General features: G+C 62.2%; 17 protein-coding genes. 3 read left to right on the top strand and 14 right to left on the bottom strand.

What is annotated here, in order from left to right:
• Positions 1–420: 420 nt before the first annotated feature.
• The 7 genes from nadE to QNJ86_RS06360 form a co-directional block, all read right to left on the bottom strand.
• Positions 421–1,239, bottom strand: a complete 819-nt coding sequence (gene nadE, locus QNJ86_RS06390; RefSeq protein ID WP_283831771.1) for an NAD(+) synthase — start codon at positions 1,237–1,239, stop codon at positions 421–423.
• A 9-nt stretch (positions 1,240–1,248) separates the two neighbouring features.
• Positions 1,249–1,902: a hydrogenase nickel incorporation protein HypB gene (hypB, locus tag QNJ86_RS06385; protein ID WP_283831770.1), complete on the bottom strand. Its 654-nt coding sequence runs from the start codon at positions 1,900–1,902 to the stop codon at positions 1,249–1,251.
• Between the two features lie 9 nt (positions 1,903–1,911).
• Entirely contained in the window at positions 1,912–2,277 is a 366-nt protein-coding gene (locus QNJ86_RS06380; RefSeq protein WP_283831769.1) for a hydrogenase maturation nickel metallochaperone HypA/HybF, read from the bottom strand.
• Between the two features lie 199 nt (positions 2,278–2,476).
• On the bottom strand, positions 2,477–3,301 hold the full coding sequence (gene tatC / locus QNJ86_RS06375; RefSeq protein WP_283831768.1) for a twin-arginine translocase subunit TatC: 825 nt from the start codon (positions 3,299–3,301) through the stop codon (positions 2,477–2,479).
• Positions 3,302–3,304: 3 nt separating this feature from the next.
• Positions 3,305–4,156, bottom strand: coding sequence for a twin-arginine translocase TatA/TatE family subunit (locus tag QNJ86_RS06370; RefSeq protein WP_283831767.1), 852 nt, complete (start codon positions 4,154–4,156; stop codon positions 3,305–3,307).
• A 305-nt stretch (positions 4,157–4,461) separates the two neighbouring features.
• A complete protein-coding gene (locus QNJ86_RS06365) occupies positions 4,462–4,662 on the bottom strand; it encodes a CASC3 protein CASC3 (protein WP_283831766.1) in 201 nt (66 codons plus the stop codon).
• Positions 4,663–4,665: 3 nt separating this feature from the next.
• On the bottom strand, positions 4,666–6,021 hold the full coding sequence (locus QNJ86_RS06360; protein WP_283831765.1) for an amidohydrolase family protein: 1,356 nt from the start codon (positions 6,019–6,021) through the stop codon (positions 4,666–4,668).
• Between the two features lie 169 nt (positions 6,022–6,190).
• Here QNJ86_RS06360 and QNJ86_RS06355 point away from each other — a divergent pair, with 169 nt between their 5' ends.
• Together QNJ86_RS06355 and QNJ86_RS06350 are read left to right on the top strand one after the other, a co-directional pair.
• The gene (locus tag QNJ86_RS06355; protein ID WP_283831764.1) at positions 6,191–8,464 is read left to right on the top strand and encodes a TIGR04190 family B12-binding domain/radical SAM domain protein; all 2,274 of its coding nucleotides are present in this window, start codon (positions 6,191–6,193) and stop codon (positions 8,462–8,464) included.
• 312 nt (positions 8,465–8,776) lie between these two features.
• On the top strand, positions 8,777–9,523 hold the full coding sequence (locus QNJ86_RS06350) for a ubiquinone/menaquinone biosynthesis methyltransferase (RefSeq protein WP_283831763.1): 747 nt from the start codon (positions 8,777–8,779) through the stop codon (positions 9,521–9,523).
• Between the two features lie 86 nt (positions 9,524–9,609).
• Here QNJ86_RS06350 and QNJ86_RS06345 read toward each other — a convergent pair whose 3' ends face one another.
• The 5 genes from QNJ86_RS06345 to kdpA are packed head-to-tail and all read right to left on the bottom strand — an operon-like array spanning position 9,610 to position 17,658.
• On the bottom strand, positions 9,610–10,317 hold the full coding sequence (locus QNJ86_RS06345; RefSeq protein ID WP_283831762.1) for a response regulator: 708 nt from the start codon (positions 10,315–10,317) through the stop codon (positions 9,610–9,612).
• Positions 10,310–13,114, bottom strand: a complete 2,805-nt coding sequence (locus QNJ86_RS06340; protein ID WP_283831761.1) for a sensor histidine kinase — start codon at positions 13,112–13,114, stop codon at positions 10,310–10,312. The genes QNJ86_RS06345 and QNJ86_RS06340 overlap by 8 nt, the downstream gene beginning before the upstream one ends.
• 20 nt (positions 13,115–13,134) lie before the next feature.
• Positions 13,135–13,734: a potassium-transporting ATPase subunit KdpC gene (gene kdpC, locus QNJ86_RS06335; RefSeq protein ID WP_283831760.1), complete on the bottom strand. Its 600-nt coding sequence runs from the start codon at positions 13,732–13,734 to the stop codon at positions 13,135–13,137.
• Between the two features lie 30 nt (positions 13,735–13,764).
• The gene (gene kdpB, locus QNJ86_RS06330; RefSeq protein WP_283831759.1) at positions 13,765–15,873 is read right to left on the bottom strand and encodes a potassium-transporting ATPase subunit KdpB; all 2,109 of its coding nucleotides are present in this window, start codon (positions 15,871–15,873) and stop codon (positions 13,765–13,767) included.
• Positions 15,874–15,885: 12 nt separating this feature from the next.
• Positions 15,886–17,658 carry a potassium-transporting ATPase subunit KdpA gene (gene kdpA, locus QNJ86_RS06325; RefSeq protein WP_283831758.1) on the bottom strand — a complete coding sequence of 591 codons (1,773 nt, stop codon included), beginning with the start codon at positions 17,656–17,658 and terminating at the stop codon, positions 15,886–15,888.
• A gap of 372 nt (positions 17,659–18,030) precedes the next feature.
• Between kdpA and QNJ86_RS06320 the strand changes: the two genes are divergently transcribed.
• Entirely contained in the window at positions 18,031–19,407 is a 1,377-nt protein-coding gene (locus QNJ86_RS06320; protein ID WP_283831757.1) for an MFS transporter, read from the top strand.
• A gap of 39 nt (positions 19,408–19,446) precedes the next feature.
• On the opposite strand, the gene tsaD is transcribed toward QNJ86_RS06320, so the two are convergent.
• Positions 19,447–22,017, bottom strand: a complete 2,571-nt coding sequence (tsaD, locus tag QNJ86_RS06315; RefSeq protein WP_283831799.1) for a tRNA (adenosine(37)-N6)-threonylcarbamoyltransferase complex transferase subunit TsaD — start codon at positions 22,015–22,017, stop codon at positions 19,447–19,449.
• Between the two features lie 44 nt (positions 22,018–22,061).
• Positions 22,062–22,574 carry a tRNA (adenosine(37)-N6)-threonylcarbamoyltransferase complex ATPase subunit type 1 TsaE gene (gene tsaE, locus QNJ86_RS06310; RefSeq protein ID WP_283831756.1) on the bottom strand — a complete coding sequence of 171 codons (513 nt, stop codon included), beginning with the start codon at positions 22,572–22,574 and terminating at the stop codon, positions 22,062–22,064.
• Positions 22,575–22,654: the final 80 nt, after the last annotated feature.

The following is a 22,654-nucleotide window of genomic DNA, read 5'->3' as shown; positions in this document are numbered from 1 at the left end:
CGCAATCTTCGCAACACGGCAAGCGATTGTTGCAGAACCTCTCGCCCGCCAGGTTGGCGCGCTCCCGCTGAACAAGAGTGTGACGCGCTATCGCGCTAGCTAGTACGCCAGGAGGTTATGCGTTTCCCTTTTATCATGACGAGGGCATGTACTTCTCTGATTAACGTACTTGTTTGGCTATCCCCGTAGGGATGCACTCTAGTGCATCCGCTCCGCCGCAGGCGGAGAACACGACTCTGACCTGCGTTTTCGCGCTTCGCGCGAACGGGTGCTCTGGAGAGCACCCCTACGGAGGTTATGCCTATTGCTAGACCTTGCCTACCAGTCAGTCAGTCCTCGTCATAGTGGTAGGGAGGGCGGTTATCTCGTGACGTAATAGCTAGCGCGTAAGCGCGTCACACTTTTATGAAGCGAGGATGGCTAGCCATAAAAGGGCGCTTGTGGGCAAGGGGGCTCTAGGGCGCGTTTGAAGGCGGTGGCGCGTATGAGGGAAAGCACGTGGTCAACCAGTGCGGCGTCGAATCCCTCCGCTTTGAGCGCGGCGGCGTCGAGGCCTCGTTCCACGTGGGCCATCAGCAGCGCATCGAGCGTGGCGTAGTCCACCCCGAGGCTCTTCTCGTCTTCCTGGCCAGGAGAAAGTTCGGCACTCGGGGGCTTGATGAACACAGACTCCGGAATGGGTGCCGCCACGCCGCGCGCCACTGCTTGCTCGTTGCGCCAGCGGGCGAGCGCGTACACGTCGGTCTTATACACGCCGCCGAGCGGGGCAAACGCGCCCGCCATATCCCCGTAAAGCGTGGAGTACCCTGTGTAGGCTTCACTCTTGTTGCCGGTGTTCACCATCAACCAGCCGTGCGCGTTCGAAAGCGCCATCAGGCACACCATGCGGCAGCGCGCTTGCGTGTTTTCAGCCGCGAGCCCCGCAAGCTCCCCGCCGCACGCCTCCGCCAGCACGTGCGCAAACGCCTCATACGGCTCGCGAATGGACACCAGCTGCGCCTCAATGCCCAGGTTGTCGGCCAGCACGCGCGCATCTTCCACCGAGTGCTTGGTCGAATACGGCCCCGGCAGCAGCACGCCGTGCACGTGCGACGCGCCAAACGCGTCTACGCACATGACCGCCACCAAGCTGGAGTCCATGCCACCCGACAGCCCCAGCACCACGTCAGAGAAGCCCGCGCCCTCCACGAACTCCTTCAACGCCGCCACACACAACAGGTATTTCTCACCCGTTTCCATGCCCAGCCTTTACTGAATCTCGCGGATTCGCGCAGCCAGCCACTCAGCCCACTCTTCCACGCCTTCGCCCTTGGTGGCGGCAATCGGGAAGATGGGGGCCGTGGGGTTGAGCTGCTTCACGGCCGACTCGAAGGCCTCGCGGTCGAAATTGAACACGGGCATGGTGTCCACCTTGTTCAGCACCACGGCCTCGGCCACCTGGAACACGCCGGGGTACTTGAGCGGCTTGTCGTCGCCCTCGGGTACGGACAGAATCATCACCTTGGCGTTTTCACCCAGGTCAAAGTCTGTGGGACACACGAGGTTGCCCACGTTTTCCACGATGATGAGGTCAAGGCGCTCCAGGTCAAGCACGTCCACGGCACGCTTCAGCATGGCGCTTTCCAAATGGCACGCGCCACCCGTGTTAATTTGCACGGCGGGAATGCCCTGGGCCTTGATCTTTTCGGCATCCACGTTGCTGGCGATGTCGCCCTCAATAACAGCAATGTTGAACTCGTCGCGCAGCGCGTCAATGGTAGCCAGGATGGTGGATGTCTTGCCCGACCCGGGGCTGGCCAGAAGGTCCAGCACAAACACGTGGTTCTCGGCAAACCGCTTCCGCAGGTCAGCGGCCAGCTGGTCGTTCTTGTCGAGAATGGGCTGCTTCATATCAATCTGCATACGGGCTCCTTATTCGTCGTCCGGAATATCAACCTCGATGGAATCTATTTGCAACTCGCGCCCCGCAATAAGCTCGGTGGCGAAACCGCCGCACTCAGGACATAGCATGTGGAAGCGGTCGTGCTCGTATTCCGCGCCGCACTCGTGGCAGCGGCTTTTGGGGCGCACCATGGTGATGATTAGCTCAGCATCGGCACAAAGCGCGTATTCCTGCTGTTCAGACAGCGCTTCGAACGCGAAGCGCAGCGCGTCTTCAATAGCCTCGGTCATCTCGCCCACCGACAGACTCACCTTCAGCACCTTGTCGGCACCCGCGTCCTTCGCCGAAGTAATCACCGCGTCCATGACGCCAGTCATAATTCCCAACTCGTGCATAGGGCTCCTTTGTCATAACCCGTGCTCGTCTTTGCTCGCGTCCATGGTAGCCCAAAGCGGCGTCGGCTGCGTGCACCGATGCGCTAACGGCAAAGAACAACCGCCCGGAATACAGAAACGGCCCGCCGCAGTGCGACGGGCCGTAAAACAGCGGTTGAAGCGAGGGGCCTCATTGCGCGAGCCTCGCGCGGACTACCTGCTACTTCGCCTTGGACTTCTGGTAGGCCAGTTCCTCGGCGGCCTCGGCGGCCTCTTCGGCATCCAGTTCTTCATTCTGCTTCTTGATGCGCTTCGCCAGCACAATGCGCGAGATGAGCAAGCTTCCCTCATACAGCGCCACCATGGCGGCGAACATCAGCAACATGGTGATGGGCGAGGCGTCGGGCGTGGCCATGGCCGAGATAACCATGAGCGTGACATACACCATACGCCAGCTGCCGCGCAGCTTCTTGTACGGTACCACGTCGAAAATGACCAGGTAAAACACGATCAGCGGCAACTCAAACGCAATACCGAAGCCCAGTTCGAACTTGATAATGGTGTCAATGTAGGAGGACATTCGCGGCGCCACCGTACCAAAGCCGGCGGCCTGGTCGGTGAGCCACTGGAAAGCCGGGTTCAAAATAATCAGGTAGCAAAACACCGCGCCGAACACGAACAGCGCCACGGCGGCGGCAAACGTCGGGATGAACCACTTGCGCTCGTTCGGCTTGAGCGCCGGCAGGAAGAACGCAAGAATCTGCCACAGAATAACGGGCGAGCACACCACCAGCGATGCCCACAGCGACACCTTGAAGCGTGTGGCGAAGCCTTCGAACGGGTCAAGCGCCAGCGTGGCAGCCATGCCGTTCGCATCTTTCGGAAGAAACTCAGCGATAGGTTGCAACAGGAAGTAGCCGAGCGTCTCCGATGCCAGGTAAAGAATGACGACCGCGACGGCGAGGCACGCCACAATGCGGACGAGGCGCATACGTAGCTCGCCCAAATGGTCGAACAGGGGCATTCGTGCCGGTCCGATAGGCATGAGCTACTCCCCCTTCCCGGTCGTCGCAGCAGCGGCGGCATCAGCGGCCTCCGCAGCCTTTTTCTTGGCGGCGCGCGTGGCAGCCGCCTTCTTCGCCGCAGCTGAGCGCGCGGCGGCCTTTTCGGCCTCGGTCTTGGCGGCAGGCTTTGCGGCAGACTTGGTAGCGGTCTTCGTGGCCGTCGCCTTGGTGGCCGTTGTGGACTTCGTGGCAGTCGCAGACTTGGCGGCCGTCGTGGACTTTGTCGCCGTCGACGCCGGCTTCTTGGCCGCGGGCTTTTTCGCCACGGGCTTCGTGCCGTAGAGTTCGTCGGCCGAGGGCTTCGCCTTCGCAGGCGCGGCCTCCGTCGTTGCCGATGCGTCAGCCTTCGCGGCTGGCTCCGCCTTGGCGGGCTCGGCTGCCGCTGGCTTGGCCTCTTCGGGCTGGACAAACGACCCGTCAGGGCGCGCGATAGGCTTGGGCTTCGCCGCCTCAGCCGCCGCGGCCGGAATCGCTGCCGCGGCCGCAGCGCCCGCAGCAGCCGTGGCTTCCTTGGCCTCGGCAGCCTTCTTCGCAGCGCGCTCCTTGTCGTAGCGCGCCTTGCGCTCCGAGAAGCTTTCCTGCTTCACCTCGTTTGCCGCGTCCTTGGCGGTATCACCCACCTTGGCCAGCGCCTCAAGCGGATTCTTGAACGGCTCGTCGGAATTCGGATCGTACACTTCGGTCTTGATGACCTTATTCATCTCTTCCTGCGCGCTGCGGAACTTCGCGATGGCCTTACCAACGGTTTTGGCCATAGCCGGCAGCTTGTCGGGTCCCACAATGAGGAACCCGAACAACAGAATGAGGAAAAACTCAAATGGACCTATACCAAACAAAGCTAACCCCTTTGCACGGCGTCTCTCTCAACTGTCCCGCGCCCCATGCGCGGTAACGGTTTATGGTAGCACAAACCCACCGCCCGAGACTACGCGACATGCCTCTACAGAAAAAGCATGACAGGAAGGTAACACGTACTGGTTGGCGTAGTAAGTCAGCGAGAAGGGCTGAGGTACGTCGAATTCGTGGGATCGCGGAAGTGAAGCGTACTTCGCTACGCGAATTTCCGGGATCGCGCGAAGGCGGCGTGCCTCAGCCCTTCGCAGCGTCGAGTAGTTCCGACGGCTGACAAGCCGTCGGAACGTTACGCTCCGCCGCCCAAAAACGCCAGCGCCACGGTGGGAATGCCCAACGCCAGCACCAGAATCACGCAGATTACCACGGTGAAAATGCGCTTGGTTTTCTCGGCGCGCTCGCGTTGTTCTTGGGCGCGACGTTCGCGCTCCTGAGCTGCTTTGATGCGCTCACTCTTCTGCTTCGCCGTGAGTTTTTGCTGCTTGGCCATGCCCTACACCCTCAGCTTTCCGCGAATCTCAATGACGCGGGCGATGTTCTTCGCCACTTCCACGTCAACATGCCATTTGTTCTTCTCGTACAGCGTTTTGCCGTCCACCATGGTCATGAGGACGTCGGCGCCGCTGCACGTGTTCACCACGGCCGAAACGGGGTCGGTCGTGGGCGTTTGATGCGAACCGGACAGGTCGATGGCCACAATGTCGGCGCGCTTGCCAATGTCGAGCGAGCCAATCTTGTCGTCCAGCTTGAGCGCGCGAGCCCCGCCGATGGTGGCCATTTCCAGCATGGTGGCCGAGTCGAGGAACTGCCCCACGTTCACAGCACGCTGCACCAGCATGCCAATGCGCATTTCGGTGAGCATGTCGGTGGAGTCCGTGGCAGCCGGCGAATCGGTGCCCAAGCCCATGCGCAGCCCCGCGCGCAAGAACTCGGTCAGCGGCGCCACACCCATGCCCAACTGCGCGTTGCAGCGCGGGCACACCGCCACGGCCACGTCGTATTCCTTGAGCTTCTTCACGTCCTCTTCGTCCACGTGCACGCAGTGAATGGCCAACACGTTGTCGGATTCGAAGGCGCCCCAGTTCAGCGCATAGTTTACCGGCGTCACGCCCGTGGGCAGCCACGGCGGAATTTCCACGTAGCCGCGCTTTTGGTCCATCGTGTGCACCGAGAACGGTGAGGAACCATACTTAATAAAGTTGGTTTCTTCGCGGTTGCCCGCCAGGTGCATGGCAACCGGAATGCCCTCGCGACGCGCGAATTCCGACACCTTGCCGTACACCGAGGGGTGGCACACATACATGGCGGCCGGCGCAACGCCAATGGTGATGCGAGAGGGGTCAACCTCTTCGCGCCAGTGCATGATGTCGTTTTCGGCCACGCGCATGGCGTAGTCGACGCGACGCTTGTCCATGGCGCCCACCTCGCGGTAGATGACGCTGCGCATGCCCAGCTTCTGCGTGGCAGTGCAGGCCGCACCCGTGGTGGTGATGTCCGCCACCGTGGTGATGCCGCTAGACAGCGCCTCCAGGCCACCGAGGATGGCGGAGTCGTACCAGTCGCCCACGTCCAGCTTCGAGCTTTTCTCCAGCATGGAGGTGACCCACGTGGTGTAGGGCACGTCGTGCACAATGCCGCGCATGACGGAGTTCTCCAGGTGAGTGTGCATGTCCACCAACCCCGGAAGGAGCGCCGCCTTACCGTAGTCGATGATTTCCTCATCCGGATAGCGCAGTTTCAGCATGTCAATGGTGCCGATGTCGCGAATCACTCCATCGCGCACAAGCACGGCGCCTTTTTGGAACGGCTCGGAGGTAATGGGAAGAATATATTGTGCGCACAACAGCATGATGGGGCCCGCCTGTCTCCCGAATAATCGTGTGGTGCGTATGATAGCATTCCGCGCCCGCTCTCCTTCAAAGACACAGAGCCCAATCGGCCGAGGGAAGAGGTGCGGCGCGAGCCGACCGAGCAAGGCGACTCGTGCTATACTCGCTGGCATTATGCAAACATTGGATATGACCTACATTCACGCGCCCGCCACGTACGATTTCCGCGAGCGTTCCATCATGTACGGGCCCGTGTCTGACATGGTGCCTTCCACGCCCATCTTCGAGATGTACCCGCTGGGGCTTACCACGCTGTGCGAGTATCTGGAACGCCACGGGCTGCGTTCGCGCATCTACAACCTGGCGTCGATGATGCTGCACAAGAAGAACTTCGACGTGGAGAAGAATTTGGCGCGACTCGATTCGCACATGTTCGGCATCGACTTGCACTGGATGCCGCACTGCCACGGCTCCATCGAGGTGGCGAAAATTCTCAAGCGGCTGCATCCGGGTGTGCCGGTGTCGTTTGGCGGGCTGTCGTCGTCCATTTTCCACGAAGATTTGATCAAGTACGACTGCATTGACTTCGTGTTTCGCGGGGATTCAACTGAAGAGCCCATGCGCATGCTTATTGAGCGCGTGGCGCGGGCGGCGCGCACGCACACGCCGCTGGGCGACTTGTCTGACATTCCGAACCTCACGTGGAAGGACGCCACGGGCGCCATCCACATTAACCCCCTGAGCTGGGTGCCCGACGACATGAACGCCATCTCCATGGACTACGATTACCCCATGAAAGGCGTGCTGCGCCACCACGATATGACCAGCTACCTGCCCATGAAGGGGTGGCTTTCCTACCCCGTGACGGCCAGCCTCACCTGCCGCGGCTGCGCGCGCAACTGCGCCACCTGCGGCGGCAGCGCGTACGCGTTCAAAAACCACTTCGGCCGCCGGCGCGTGGCCTGGCGCGACCCGCAGCTGCTCATTCGCGACATCGAGCACGTGCAAAACCACGTGTGGGGGCCCATCTTCGTGCTGAACGACTTTCTGCAGGCCGGCGAGGCGTACACGCACGAATTCATCACAGGGCTCAAAGGCAAGGTGCACAACCCTATTGGCTTTGAGTTCTTCGGCCCGCCGCCGGGAGGTGACGAGTTTTACCAGCTGCTCGACAAGAATCTGGGCAACTGGTCGGTAGAAATTTCGGCCGAAAGCCACGACGACGACGTGCGCAAGGCGTTCGGCAAGGGCCACTACACCATGACCGAGCTGGAAGACACCATTGTCGACGCGCTGTCGCACCCCAACTGCGAGCGGTTCGACCTGTACTTCATGACGGGCATCCCCAAGCAGACCGCGGCTAGCGTGCGCGAGACTGGCGCGTACGTGCAGCATTTGTATGAGCGCGTTGGGTACGACCCGCGGCTGGTGGTGTTGACCTCGCCCATGGCGCCGTTTTTGGACGTGGGGTCCATCGCGTTCGACAACCCGGAGAAATACGGCTACAAACTGCGCGCCCGCACGTTTGAGGAACATCGCGAGCGCATGATTCTGCCCTCGTGGAAGCACATCATGAACTATGAGAGCGAGTACATGAGCGTGGACGAGATGGTGGACGCCACCTACGACGCGGCGCTTGACCTGAACCGCATCAAGGGCGAACACGGCATTTTGGACGCGGGCATGGCGGCGGCCACCGACAAGCGCATCCGCGAGGCACGCGAGCAGATGAACCGCCTGGACGACGTGCTGTATAACGGCACGGGCCGCATCGACGCGCGACTGGGTGCACTGAAGGCCGAGTTCGAGCGCCTGTCTGAGAACACGGTGGCCGAGAAGTCAGAGTTGAACTGGGCGTTCGACGTGAAGCCGACACATGCGAAGCACTTGGCGAAGCTGTGGCTGACAAACGAGCCCGCCAACTTTGCGGCTAAGCTCACCGGGAAGTGGCGCTCGGCGGAAAGCGGCTTTGCGTACCCTGACCAGGAGAATGGCACGCTGTCTCCCGCGTGGAACCCGGATGGCACGCCCAACTGCACGTTCAAGGGCATGGCCGTGGACGGCATCGCCGACGGCCGGGCGCTTGCCGACGAGACGGGTGCCCAGGTGGCAGCCTTCGGTAGCGTAGTGGCCCCAGGCTTTTCGCCGGAGAACACGAACGAGGCCTTCGACGCCGCGAACGCCCAGCTAGAAGCCGGCCGCGCCGGCACAGGCATCGAGGCTGGCGTACACGCCGCCATCCGCGAGGAAGCCCTGCGCACCGTAGAACGCGACCCGTTGCTTGAGCAGATGATGGCTGAAGAACGCGAACGAGAAGCGGCGCTTGCCCGCGGCGAAGTGGCCCGCACCGTCCCCCGCGACGCCGGTGGCCTCCAAGGAGCCGGCGGCCTAAAAGGCGCCCGCGAAGCCCGCAAACTGGAAAAGTTGCGTGACCGCAAGGTGAACGATGATTCTCAGAACTAGTACAGGGTGCAGGGACGTCTTCCGCACGAGTCAACAAGAAAATCCACGCAAAATGGCAGAAAATGCCGTTTATGTACGGATTTTCGCGCCCAAAACCTTGGTGGGTCGTTTAGCTCATAAAGAAACCCCTGATCGCGCGTTTCGCACGCGGATTTTAGAACATCCAATCCGTACACAAACGGCATTTTCTGCCATTTTGAGCCCAATCGCATGTCGCATGTCGCGACCACTTTCAGCACCTCTCAGCAACGCGACATATGCACACGCAAAGGGCCTTTCCTTCATGACCAAACACGACTTCAGGAGAAACCCGTGAGTATCGATACTGCTACTGGCCAAGAGGCGCCTGCGGAGATTTCTGCGGAGCGGGTGAAGGAGATTTTTTCTGCCATTGCGGCGAAGTATGAGCGGTTCAACGCCGTGTCGAGTTTCGGCGCGTACAAGGCGTGGCTTGCTGGCATGATGCGGCAGGCTCCCATCAGCGCCGATGCTGACATGCTTGACATTGCGGGCGGCACGGGCGACGTCACTTTCACCGTGGCGCGCGCGAAACACCCGCGGCACATTCAGTGTACCGACCTCGTGAACGAGATGCTGGATGTTGCGCGCATGCACTACGACGAGGGCAAAGCCGATGGCGTGCCGGTGGACTTCGAAGTGGTGGACGCGCAGGACATTCCCTATGCCGACGCATCGTACGATGTCATCACTATGGCGTACGGCATCCGCAACATGCCCGAGCGCGACCGGGCGCTCGCCGAGATGTTCCGCGTGCTGAAGCCGGGCGGCGCGCTGGTGTGCCTGGAATTCTCCACGCCGCCGAACCGCATGTGGCGGGCGCTCTACACCTTCTACCTCAAGCACCTCATCCCCTTCTGGGGCGGCCTCATCACGGGCGACCGTGAGGGCTTCGTGTATCTGTCGCGTTCCATCCAAGCCTTCCCCAACCAACAAGGCCTCGCCGCCATGATGGAACAAGCCGGTTTCGTGGACGTGACCTGGAAAAACTACACCGGCGGCATAGCCGCCGTCCACGTAGCAAAGAAGCCGGAAGCGTAGGCGGCTCTTCGCTTTAGCGCACCCAACTCAGAAATGATAATTACGATTATCATAATCGTAATTATCATTTCTCCCTTTCTACCTTGTTACTCTACGCGGAGCATGCGGTAGCCTATGCCTACGTGGGTTTGGAGGTAGACGGGGTTCGTGGGATCGGGTTCTATCTTTTTGCGGAGGGTGGCCATGAAGACGCGGAGAGACGCGCGGTCGGAGGCCAGCGCGCTGCCCCACACCTCTTTCAGCAGGTAGTTATGCGTGAGCACCTTGCCGGTGTTGCGGGCGAGCAGGCAGAGCAGCTTGTACTCCGACGGTGTGAGGTGCACCTCTTCTCCGTCGCGCGTCACACAGGCCGAGGCGTAGTCGATACGCAGCGCGCCGTTTTCATACACCGCTTCCTCGGGGCCGCCCTTGAGCGCGCGTTCGCGGTCGAGGCGACGCAGTGCCACGCGCAGGCGCGCGAGCAGTTCTTCCACGGAAAAGGGTTTCACCAGGTAGTCGTCGGCGCCGGCGTCGAGCGCGACCACCTTGTCGGCATCCTCAACGCGCGCCGACAGCACAATGACCGGCAACGCCGACCATTCGCGCAGCGTGCGGATAACATCCACGCCGTCGCCATCGGGCAGTCCCAGGTCAAGAATAACCAGGTCGGGCGGCTGCGACGACAACTCCAACAGCGCCTGAGCCACCGTCTTAGCCTCGCGCACCGCATACCCGTGCACATCAAGCGTCGTGGTCACCAGGCGGCGCACCGCCGCGTCGTCCTCCACCACGAGTATCCGGTATTCCTCAGCCACGCCGTTCCTCCCGCCGCTTCTCGCCCACCACATCATCTGCATTCACCGCCGGCAGCGAGAACGAAAACTCGCACCCGCGCGGCTGCACGTTGCGCACCTCAAGCGTGCCGCCGTGCACCTCCACGATGGAGCGGCACAGCGGAAGCCCCAGGCCCATGCCGCGTTTGAAGTCGCCACTCTTGCCACTCGGCTTGCCGGTAGACCCATTGTAGAACAGGTCGAACAGGTGCTCGCGATCCTCCTCGGAAATGCCGGGACCCTCATCGGTCACCGTGATGCGCACGCGTGGCTTCCCCTGCTCACGCACGGCGGCCGCCTTCACTACCACGCTCCCCTCAACCGGCGAATAGGCAAGCGCATTGTTCACCAAGTTCACAATCACCTGAATGATGAGGCGCGCGTCCATGTCGGCCATGAGCAGATCGTCGGCCACTTCAGCGTGCACACGGCCTTCGCCGGCGCGCCGGTCGATGTGCTCTAGCGCCTCGTGCACCACCTCGCCCACCATCTCGGGTTGACGGTCAATCTCCATGGTGCCGTTGTCGATGCGCGTGATGGACAGCAGGTTTTCCACCAGCGCAATGAGCCAGTGAGCATCATCGTGAATGTCGCGGTAGAGGCGTTCACGTTGGGCACGCTCCATGGTGTCGCCATCGAGCAACAACATATCCGCATCGCCGGAGATGCTGGTGAGCGGCGTGCGCAGGTCGTGCGAAATGGTGCGCAGCAAATTCGAGCGCAACGTTTCTTTCTCCACCTTTACTTCCATGGCGCGGCGCTCTTCGGCCGAGGCAATCTGCTCGGCGGCTTGTCCGCACTCGTGCACAATCATGAGCAAGAGGTTCTTCTCGAACGCGCCAAAATCGGCGTCGTCGCTGGTGTCGCTAGTGTCGTCCATCACTACGCCCACCACGCCGTACACCACGTTTTTGGCGCTGACCGGCAGATAGAGGCAACGCGCGTCGGCAAGCGTACCCGTGGTGGCGCCGGCTCGCTCGTTGTTCGCGGCAACCCATGCGGCCACGGCAGCCTCAGTCGACGACACGAGATCGGCCGCTGACGCATCCGCGCCCTTGGTGCCAGGAACGTCGTGCACCTCCCCCTCACCCACATGTTCGTCGGCGTACAACCGGTACGTAACCACCGGGCGGTTGAGCAGTTTCACCACCTGGCCAGCGGTGGAGCGGAAGCACTCGTCCAGCGTAACGGCCGACTGAATGGTGCGGCTCGATTCCAGCAACACCTCCATGCGATACGCCCGGCGGGCGCTGCTTTCAGTCTGGCTCTTCATGCGCACGGCAAGCGAGGTGGCCAACAGCGTGCCCAGCAGCAGGAAGATAAACACAAACGACGAGTTCAACCCATAGGCGTGCAGCGTGAAGCGCGGAATGGTGAAGAAGAAGTTGTACGCGAGCATACTGCCAAGCGAAACCAGCACTGCGAAGAAAAACCCGTCGGCACGCGTGGCGAACAAAAGCGCCACCAGCAGATACAACATGAGCACCATCGAACTTGCCATGCCCATGCCGTAAATGAGCAACCCGATGGCCGAAGCGATGGCCACCGACGCCGCCGCCTTCCACGCATCACCCAGCGTGAAGCGGAAGCCCCGCTCTTCGCGCAGGCGCCCGTACTGTGCTGGGAGATCCTTCACTGGCACCACATCCACCACGGCGCCGTGCGCGAGCCGGGTAAGGCGGCTCACCAAACCCTCGCGAGCGAGCAGGCCCCCGCGCAGCCCGGTGGCGTTGCCCACCACAATATGCGTGACGCCCGCCGCCTGGGCATACTGGGCAATCTGGCGCGCGATGTCGTCGCCGTGCAGCGTGACCACACGTGCGCCCAGCTCTTCGGCCACGTCGATGTTCGCCCGCAGCGTGCGGCGGCGCGCTGCATCAAGCTTGCTGCTACGCGACGTTTCCATCACCAGTGCCGTGAACGTGCCGCGATATGCCTCGGCCATGTTCGCTGCCGCGCGAATGGCCTTCACGTTGCCGGCGTCTTCGGTGACATACACAAGCACGTCTTCGCCGGCTTCCACGCGCGGCCCCGCCTGGGCGCGTTCGGCCTTGCGGGAAAGCCGCTCGGCCATGCGGCGCAACGCAATTTCGCGCAGCGCCGCGAGGTTTTTCTGCGAGAAAAAGTTGCCAAGCGCCGTGCGAGCGCGGTCGGGCAGGTACACTTTGCCAGCCTCAAGACGCTCGATGAGATCGTCCGGCTCGATGTCCACCAGTTCCACCGATGCCGCCTCGTCGAACACGCGATCGGGGATGCGCTCGGCCACCACCACCTGCGTGATGGCGGCTATCTTGTCGTTCAAGCTTTCGAGGTGCTGCACGTTGACCGTGGTGAACACGTTAATGCCGGCGCGCAGCAACTCTTCGACATCCTGATAGCGCTTACGGTGGCGGCACCCGGGCGCGTTTGTGTGGGCAAGTTCGTCCACCAGTACAATTTGCGGGCGACGCGCGAGCACAGCGTCGAGGTCGAACTCCTTCAGCGTGATGCCGCGATGAGCTACCTCGCACGGCGAAATACACTCAAGGCCCTCCACCAGCGCCATGGTATCGGCACGTGTGTGTGGCTCCACATAGCCAACTACCAGGTCAAACCCTTTCTCCAGCACCGCGTGTGCCTCTTCGAGCATGGCATACGTCTTGCCTACGCCAGCTGCGTAGCCGAAGAATATCTTAAGCTTGCCGCGCGTGTCGCCTTCCGCCGCCTCTGCCTCGGCAATCTGCCGGAGAATAGCGTCAGGGTCGCGGCGCAGCGCGTAGTGATACGTTGAATCCGCCATGGCCGCCCTTTCCTTTCCGCTTACAGAATACCATCGAGCATAAGGTTCACCTTGAGCACGTTCACGCGTGCCTCGCCAAGGATGCCGAACTGCGGCTGTTCGGTGCAGGCGTCAATGATGGCGCGAATTTCGGACGCACTCTTGCCCGTAGTACGCACGAGGCGCTCCACCTGATACTCGGCTGCAGCTGGGGAGATATGCGGGTCGAAACCGCTGCCGGAGTTCGTCACGAGGTCGCTCGGGATGGGCTGGTTACCCTGCTCGGGATGGGCAGCGCGAATGCGGTCGACGCGCTCCTGCACGATAGAGGCGAACTCATCGCTTGCGGGACTTATGTTGGAAGGCGCGTACCACAGTACAGGGTTACCCGCGTCGTCGGTGAACGAAGTGGTATTTAGGCTGGTGGCGCGGCCCCACAGGTGCTTTTCATCCGTGAACTGCTGGCCGATAAGTTCACTGCCATATACGGTACCATCCACTTCAATGAGCGAGCCATTTGCCTGATGCGGGAAGAACAGTTGCGCAACACCCGTGACAGCTGCGGTATACAGCACACCGCACAGCACGGTGGCAACAAGGAAGAAGAGTACCCCGGTAATCCAGGTTTTTGCTTTGGTCATGAGAGTTCCTTTCCTTTCCAAGCGCACGCGTTATGCCACGCCAAGCGCGGTCAGCCCCATGTCAAGCAGCTTGATGGCTACGAACGGCAGCACCATGCCGCCCAGGCCATACACCAACAAGTTGCGCGTGAGCAGACTCTGCGATGAGGCTTCGCGATACTTCACGCCCTTCAGCGCCAGCGGAATGAGCGCCACAATAATGAGCGCGTTGTAAATGACAGCCGCGAGGATGGCCGTGGTGGGGCTGGTGAGGTGCATGATGTTGAGCGCCTCAAGCGCCGGGTACAGCGGCACGAACAGCGCGGGCACAATGGCGAAGTATTTAGCCAGGTCATTCGCTATAGAGAACGTGGTCAGGCTGCCGCGCGTCATGAGCAACTGTTTACCGATGCGCACGATGTCGATAAGCTTCGTCGGCGACGAGTCGAGGTCCACCATGTTGCCGGCTTCCTTCGCCGCCTGGGTGCCGCTGTTCATAGCCACAGCCACGTCGGCTTGCGCGAGGGCAGGTGCGTCGTTCGTACCGTCACCCGTCATGGCCACCATATGGCCCTCGGCCTGGTACTGACGAATGGCGGCTAGCTTCGACTCGGGCGTGGCTTCAGCAATGAAGTCGTCCACGCCGGCCTCGGCCGCTATCGCGGCGGCTGTCAAGGGATTATCCCCGGTAATCATGACGGTTTTGATGCCCATGGTGCGCAGGTCGGCAAAGTTTTCCTTAATGCCCTGCTTCACGATATCCTTCAAATGGATGACGCCGAGCACGCGATGGTCGCGCGCCACCAGCAGCGGCGTGCCGCCCGCGCGCGATACGCTTTCGACAGCACGGCCACATTCGTCACTGTAGGTGCCGCCGGCCGCTTCCACGTAGGCGCGCACCGCATCGGCCGCACCCTTGCGAATCTCGTGGCCCTCGAAGTCCACGCCGCTCATGCGCGTCTGCGCCGTAAAGGGGATAGACACCATACCCGAACCCTCAAGCGAGCGGGCGCGAATGTCGAAGCGCTCTTTCGCCAACACCACGATGCTGCGACCTTCGGGCGTCTCGTCGGTGAGGCTGGCCAGCTGCGCGGCATCGGCCACTTCTCGCTCGGTGGCGCCGTCCACCGGGATGAACTCGGCCGCCTGACGATTGCCGAGCGTGATGGTGCCGGTCTTGTCGAGCAAAAGCACATCCACATCTCCCGCCGCCTCCACGGCGCGACCACTCATGGCCAGCACGTTTGCCCGGTTCAGACGGCTCATACCGGCAATACCAATGGCCGACAGCAGCGCTCCAATGGTGGTGGGTGCCAGACACACGAACAGCGCCACAAGCGAGGTGAGCGTGGTTGGATTCGCAATGCCTTCAAGGTTCGCGCCGAAGCCGCTGAACGCAAAGAGCGACACCGACACCACGAGAAACACAATGGTCAAGGCCACCAGCAGAATTTCAAGCGCCACTTCGTTCGGCGTTTTTTTGCGCGCGGCCGACTCCACCATGGCAATCATCTGGTCTAGGAAGCTGTGGCCAGCATCGGCCGTCACGCGCACCACCAGCCAGTCGGACAGCACCGTAGTACCGCCCGTCACGGCCGAGCGATCGCCACCCGCCTCGCGGATGACCGGAGCAGACTCGCCCGTGATGGCGCTTTCGTCCACCGAAGCCGCACCCATCACAATTTCGCCGTCAGCGGGAATCTGCTCGCCCGCCGCCACGTAGAACAGGTCTTTCTTCTTGAGAAGGGCCGAGTTCACCTCATCAGCACGCAGGCGGAAGAATTCGGCTGGGTCGTCGACGTGCGTACCCTTCACCACAAGGCCCTCGTTCAGTTTATGAGCCGCCACGTCGCGCTTCGCCGCACGCAGGGCGTCAGCTTGCGCCTTGCCACGACCTTCGGCCAGCGCCTCCGCGAAGTTCGCGAACAACACCGTGAGCCAAAGAATTATCGACACCGCCAACGTGAACGCCGGATACGTGTCGGCAATGCCGAATAGCGACAGGATGAACAGTACAAACGTGAGCACCGCCGAAAGATACACCATGAGCATGACCGGGTTTTTCGCCTGCTCACGGGGCGAAAGCTTCGCAAACGCGTCCCTTACGGCGCGCCTCGCGAGCGCGCCGGCGGCCCCCTGCCGCAGTGTGGTAGTTGTCATTTCTTCACCTTTCTACAGCACCATCATCAGGTGCTCGGCCACCGGACCCAGCGCCAGCGCCGGGAACATCGTAAGCGCGCCCACGAGCAGCACCATGAGGATGAGCAGAAACACGAACAGAGCATTGCTGGTTGACAGCGTGCCAGCACCCACTGCCACTTTCGGACGTGCACACAGGCTACCGGCGAGCACGCACACTGCCGCAAGGGGTATGAACCGGTTCGCGAGCATTTCAAGTGCCAGCACCACGTTGATGTAGGGGGTGTTCGCATTGAAGCCCGCGAAGGCCGAGCCGTTGTTGCCGCCGGTTGACACAGCCGCGTAGAGCACCTCCGAGAACCCGTGCGGGCCTGCGTTGTTCACGCTGGCAGCGGTGGCCGGGTCGAGGCAGAGGGCGGTGCCGCCTATCAGGATGAGCAGCGGCGTGGTCACGCATAGCACGGCGGCCATGCGCATTTCCTTCGGCCCCAGCTTTTTGCCCAGATACTCGGGCGTGCGACCCACCATGAGACCCGCAATGAATACCGTGAGCAGGACAAACCCAATCATGCCGTACAGGCCGCAGCCCACGCCGCCAAACACCACCTCGCCAAGTGCCATGAGAATCATAGGCACCATGCCGCCAAGCGGTGTGAAGCTGTCGTGCATAGCATTCACCGCGCCGTTCGATGCTGCCGTGGTAAATGCCGCCCAAAGCGACGAGTCGGTCACACCGAAGCGTGTCTCCTTGCCTTCCATGTTGCCACCAGACTGACCGTCGAGACCCATGTACACCTGCCCGTCGGCCGCCAGTTGCGGCGTGCCAAGCTGCTCAGCCACGGCGATGGCTACAAGCCCCGCCACCAGTAGAATAAACATAGCCGCAAAAAGGGCACGTCCTTGGCGACGGCCCGCAACGAAGCGTCCGAAGCTAAACACGCAGGTCACTGGTAAAAGCAGCAGCGAAAGACACTGGATGAGGTTCGTAAGCGGCGTCGGGTTTTCCAGTGCACTGGCCGAGTTCACACCGTTATAGCCGCCTCCGTTGGTGCCGAGCTGTTTGATGGCCACCTGGCTTGCTTGCGGCCCAAGGGGCACCACCGCCTGGTCAATAGTATCAACGGCAGCCGGATCGTCGGCAGCCACCACATCGCCTTCAGCCGTTACGCCCACCGGCTCAAGCAGTTGTACTTCTTCATAGGGCGCAAGGTTTTGCGGTGAACCCTGCCATACATCGGCAAGCGCCACCACCAGTGAAAGCGGCAGCAGCACGAACAGCAGGGCGCGCGTCACGTCCACAAAAAAGTTGCCGAGACCGCGCTCACCTTCGCTTACCAGGCCGCGGAACAGCGCAAACAGCACTGCCAGACCCACCGCCGGCGTCACGAAGTTCTGTACCGTCAGCCCGAGCGCCTGCGAAAGGTAGCTGAGCGCCGCCTCGCCGCTGTACGCCTGCCAGTTCGTATTCGTAACGAAGCTGACCGCCGTGTTAAACGCGAGGTCCCAGCTGAGGCCCGGCAGACCTTCCGGATTGCCCGGCAACACACCTTGCAGCATGAGTAGGGCGAACAACCCCACCAGCGACACGGCCGAAAACGCAAGCGCGTTTATGAGGTAGGTTTTCCACCCCATGCTTTCGCGCTTGTCCACGTGGATGCCCCGGTAGATGAGGTTCTCCACCGGCACCAACACGCGCGAAAGCACCGTGCGCTCGCCAGCCATTGCTCGATTGAGGTACGCCGACAGCGGGAGGGCCAGCGCTACCAACAGCGCCAGGTAAACGCCGTATTCCAACAGTTCGTCCATCACCGCTCATCGCCACCTTTCAGCAGCACGGCGAACAGGTAAAGCGCAACACATACGCTCAACCCGCCCACAACCGCGGTCACGATTTCCATTGTCCTTCCTTTCCTTGAACGTGCTTACTTGAGTGGCGCCCGCAGCCTGCGTTCGCCACCACGCAAACCAGCATAGGAAGATGCGTGTGAACACGGCATAAAGATGCGCGCGGGAGTATTAAGATGGTGCAAAGATGGGCATGGGCGCGCGAGGCGAGTGGCGACGCGAGAGACGGGAAGGCGCGGGGCGGCACCTTTCATAAACGTGGCAACAACTTTCGGGCGAAAATAGAACAGGGAGTATGATTGCGCGCAGGGGTAAAAGGCGTAGGATGAGGATATGAATCAGGAGCTAACAGAAAACGACGAGCGGGTAGACGACGCAAAGGTGCGCGAGCGCAGTGGTGCGCGTGGCGGCGAGCGTTTGTGGACGCCGCTGTTCGCACTCATTGTGGCGATGACGCTGTGCACCTTTATGGTGGGACAGGGGCTGAACTCGGGCACGTCGGTGTATCTGGCACACGCGGGCGAGGGCGCCGCGTTCGCAGGCGTGCTGGCCGCTGTGTTTTCCATTGCCGCGGCGGTCACGCGTATTGTGTGCGGGCCCCTCATTGATAAGCGAGGGCGCTACCAGGCCATGTGCGTGGGCATGATGCTTTTGGCCGTGGGCACGGTGGCACCCGCGCTGGTGAATAACCCCGTCATGTTCGTGGCGTGTCGCGTGGTGCAGGGCATTGGGTTTTCGGCGGCCACCACCGCCTCGGCTACGGCAGCCGCCGACGTGCTGCCACTTTCCCGCTTGGGCGAAGGCATTGGCTACTACGGGTTGGGACAGGCGCTCGCCATGTCCATCGGGCCAGCGCTCGCGCTGTTTTTGGTGTCCACCGACCCAGCCGAGAACTTGTACTTTGGCCTAACCGCTATCTGCGTGACTGGCCTCGTGTTCACACTGTTCTGCCGCTACGAGCACAACCCGGCGCGTTTGCCCGCCACCTCGGCGTATCGCCGCAAGTGGGAGGCGCGCCGCGCAGCAGAAGTGGCGGGAATGACAGGAGAATTGGAGGCAGCGCAGACGGCAGACAACCCGGCCCCTGGTCAAAAGCCAGCCGCACGCAGCGCCGGCGACGAACCATCTCTAAGCGGTTGGCGCAGCGTTTTGGAGCCGCGCGCACTCCCGGGCGCACTCCCCATGCTGGTACTGAGCCCGGCCTTCGGTTTCGGCATCTTCTTCGTGGGGCTGTACGGCACGTCACTCGGCATAAGCAACCCCGGGCTGTTCTATACGCTGTCGGCCGTCAGCATGATTGTGGTGCGCCTGAATTCGAAATCGTTCATGGACCGCGTCGCGCCGATCAAGGTGTTCGCCGCCTCCACCGTGTGCGGCGTTGGCGCCTTCGCGCTTTTGCTGTTCGCAGGCGCAGGCGGCTCAGGTTCCGGCGACATGCCGTTCTACCTGGGCGGCATCCTGTACGGCGTGTGCCTGGGCATCAGTTCGCCGCTCAACCAGTCCGTCGCCGTGAAGAACACCCCGCCCGCCCGCTGGGGCGCTACCAACGCCCTGTTTCTGCTGGCCACCGACCTGGGCATTGGCATGAGCTCGCTCGTCTGGGGCCTCGTGAACGACTCCTTCGGCTTCGGCGCCACCATCCTCTGCGTCATCACCTGCATCCTCGCCGCCTTCCTAGTATCCTGCATCACCTACCCCCGCGAACGGTAAAACTCCGGTGCAACAGATGTCGATCTGGCGAACGATACCTTAGTACGGTTTGTCGAGGTCGGCGTGGGCTTGGGCGTCGGAGTTTAAGGGGTGGAATGCGCCCTGGCGGTAGCGGTCGAGGGCTACGAGGGCTATCATGCCGGCGTTGTCACCGCAGGCGGAAAGCGGGGGCATGACCAGGCGCACGTTCATGCGCTCGCACAGGTCCTCATACGCTGCGCGCAGAACGGGGTTGGCGGCCACGCCGCCTCCCAGGCAAAACGTGCGGGCACCCGTCTGCTCCAGCGCGCGCTTCGCCTTCGCCACCTGCACGTCAACCACGGCTTGCTGGAAGCTGGCGCACACATCGGGTACATTCGGCTCACGACCGGCCGCGCGCTCGTTGTTGATGTAGGTGACCACCGCCGTCTTCAGGCCCGACAGCGAGAAGCGCAAGTCACCCGAATGCAGCAGAGCGCGCGGGAACGCGATGGCATCCGCCTTACCCTTGGCCGCCTCGCGCGAGATGACGGGACCGCCGGGATATCCCAGGCCAAGCGCCTTCGCTACCTTGTCGAACGCCTCGCCCACCGCGTCGTCGATAGTGGCACCCAGCGTTTCGTAATCGCCCCAACCACGCATGTGTACGAGCAGCGTATTGCCGCCCGACACGAGCGACACCACCGCAGGCGGCTCGAAGTCGGGCGCGCCAATTTTGTTCGCGTAGAGATGCCCCTCCAAGTGGTGCACGGCGATGTAGGGCTTGTCCGCCGCCCACGCCGCACCCTTGGCGAAGGCCACGCCCACCACGAGCGCGCCTAGCAGCCCCGGCGCATACGTAGCGGCCACGGCGTCCAAATCGGCCCAGGTCAACTTTTCAATACCCAGGTGGGCGGCCGCCGTGTCAAAGCATTCGTCACACACGCCGCAGATGGCCTCAATGTGCTTGCGGCTGGCAATTTCTGGCACCACGCCGCCGAAGCGCGCGTGAAAATCAATTTGCGAAGCCACCACGTCGGACACCAGGTTGCCCTCGCCGTCCACGATGGCGGCAGCCGTCTCGTCGCAGGACGATTCTAGCGCCAAAATAAGTGGGCGTGTGGGCGCCTTTCGCGCAGCTGCACCTTGCGCGCACGCCGCCGATGCCGCCCGCGCGGCGTCAATCTGCAGCTCCATGCCCGCCACATCGCGCTCGGTTACGGGCAGAGGCCCTTCCATGATGACGGCATCTTCGCCGTCGGAGTAGTAGCGTGGACGGGTACCGAGCGAGCGGAACCCCAGCGACTCGTAAAGGGCCTGCGCCCCGCCGTTTCCTGCGCGCACTTCCAGCGAGCACGTCTGCGCACCCAAGTCGCGCGCATCGGTTGCCACACGGGCGAGAAGTTCACGCGCGATACCGCGCCTTCGCTGCGCCGGATCCACGCCCACCTTGAGAATTTGCACCTGGCCATCCACGATCCACCCGCCGGCATAACCCACCAGCGCGTCGTCCTCGTAGGCGGCCCACCAGGTTCTATCGCCCCGCGGCAACTCATCGACCACAAGGTATTCGTTCCAGGCATCGCTTCCCATAACGCGCGCTTCCAGCGCGGCCACATCAGCCGCATGCGCCGCATCAAGCGGCTTGTACGTGATGCCGTCAGCAGCAGGACGCGCGTTCAGGATGGCGGTATCGTTCATGCTCGCCCGCTGGTCGCGGCGCGGAGCCACATCCTGCACGCCCGTGTTCAGATTCTTGGGATCGTTCTTCGCCAGGCGAATGCGCTCGTTTTCCTCGGCGTCAGACAAGCGCGTGTACACGGGCAGCGCAAACGCCGGATCATGCCGACGCGCGTCGAACGGGTTAGCCTCCCCCGCCTGCCACGCGGCTTGCAACGCCAACAGAAGTCCACGACCCGTCGGCGTCCACAGGGCTTCGTCTAGCACCTCGCCACACGACGCAAACAATTCCCCATATTTCTTCAACGCATCGCCCGCAAGGCGCAATTGAGGAAGTGAACGTTGAGAACAACCTGTCCGGGGCGCCAGGGCAGAGCCCAGTCGCTCAGACAGTCCTCGCTTCGCTGCGGAACTCGCTTGGTGGGCCCCGCCCCGCCCCCCCTGCACAAAAAGGGTGTCGTCGACCAGCTCCTCAGCAGCAACTTCAGCCTTCACCACGCGGTCAGCCTCAAGGCGCTCCACGCCGGCATTAGACAGTACGTAGCGCACGGGATACACTTCCTTGCGCATGGCGTCGGCCACCACCGCTAGCTGCCCACGCACGCCCGCGACCTGGGCATTCCACGCCACCGCGTCGAGCGACGACACACCAACCAGTGCCACCTCAAGCGCCGAGGCAATGCCCTTCGCCGTAGCCATGGCAATGCGCACACCCGTGAACGACCCCGGACCGCGGCCCACCACCACGCACGCCACCTCATCGCGAGACACGCCCGCCTCGGCCAGGAGCGCGTCAACGCGCGGAAGCAGCTGGGTATTTGAGGCCCGATGCGCGGCAGCTTCCGCCGACGCAACCACCTCTACCGTGCGCTCTTCGGCATGCAGCGCGCCCAGTCCAATGGCAATGATTTCGTTTGCGGTATCGAATGCCAGCGCAAAACGCCGCCGCGCGGCCGCAGCGGCCGAGGCCACGGTCGGTTCGCCCTGCGCGTGCTCCGACCGCGGATGCTGTTCGCTCACGCGCCGCCTCCCGCTGCCTTCATCAGACGTGACTTCGAATCGTTCGCCCACACAAACAGAAGTTGCCGCGCCCTATCGCCACACGATTGCGCGCGAACGTGGCGGTTTCCGTCCGTGTCCAGCATGATAGATATTTCCAGATAGCTAAACGGCAGCGCCGAGGGGAACTTTTCGCCCCACTCGACAAACGACACGCCGTCGCCCTCAATAGTTTCGAAATAGCCGATGTCTTCCAGCTCAGCTTCGTCCTCAAGTCGGTAAAGGTCGAAGTGACGCAGCGGCAGCCGTCCCTCGGGATATTCAAGAAGAATATTGAACGTGGGGCTGGTCACCTGGTCGCGCACGCCCAACCCGGCGGCCACGCCCTGCACAAACTGCGTCTTACCGGCACCCAGGTCGCCCGAGAGTACCACAACGTCGCCCTCGTGAAGGTAGGGCGCCAGCGTGGACGCCAGCTGCTTCGTCGCCTCGGGCGAGGTGGTCATACGTGTGTAAGCAAGTCCGTTCATAATGGCGCTATGATACGACATCGCGCCCACATGGGCCAGGGGAGGCAACCGGAAACGGGAATCCTTCATCTGCGTGCGGT

Source organism: Gordonibacter faecis (assembly GCF_030077735.1).
Classification (GTDB): domain Bacteria; phylum Actinomycetota; class Coriobacteriia; order Coriobacteriales; family Eggerthellaceae; genus Gordonibacter; species Gordonibacter faecis.
This window is presented reverse-complemented; position numbering and strand designations above follow the sequence as displayed.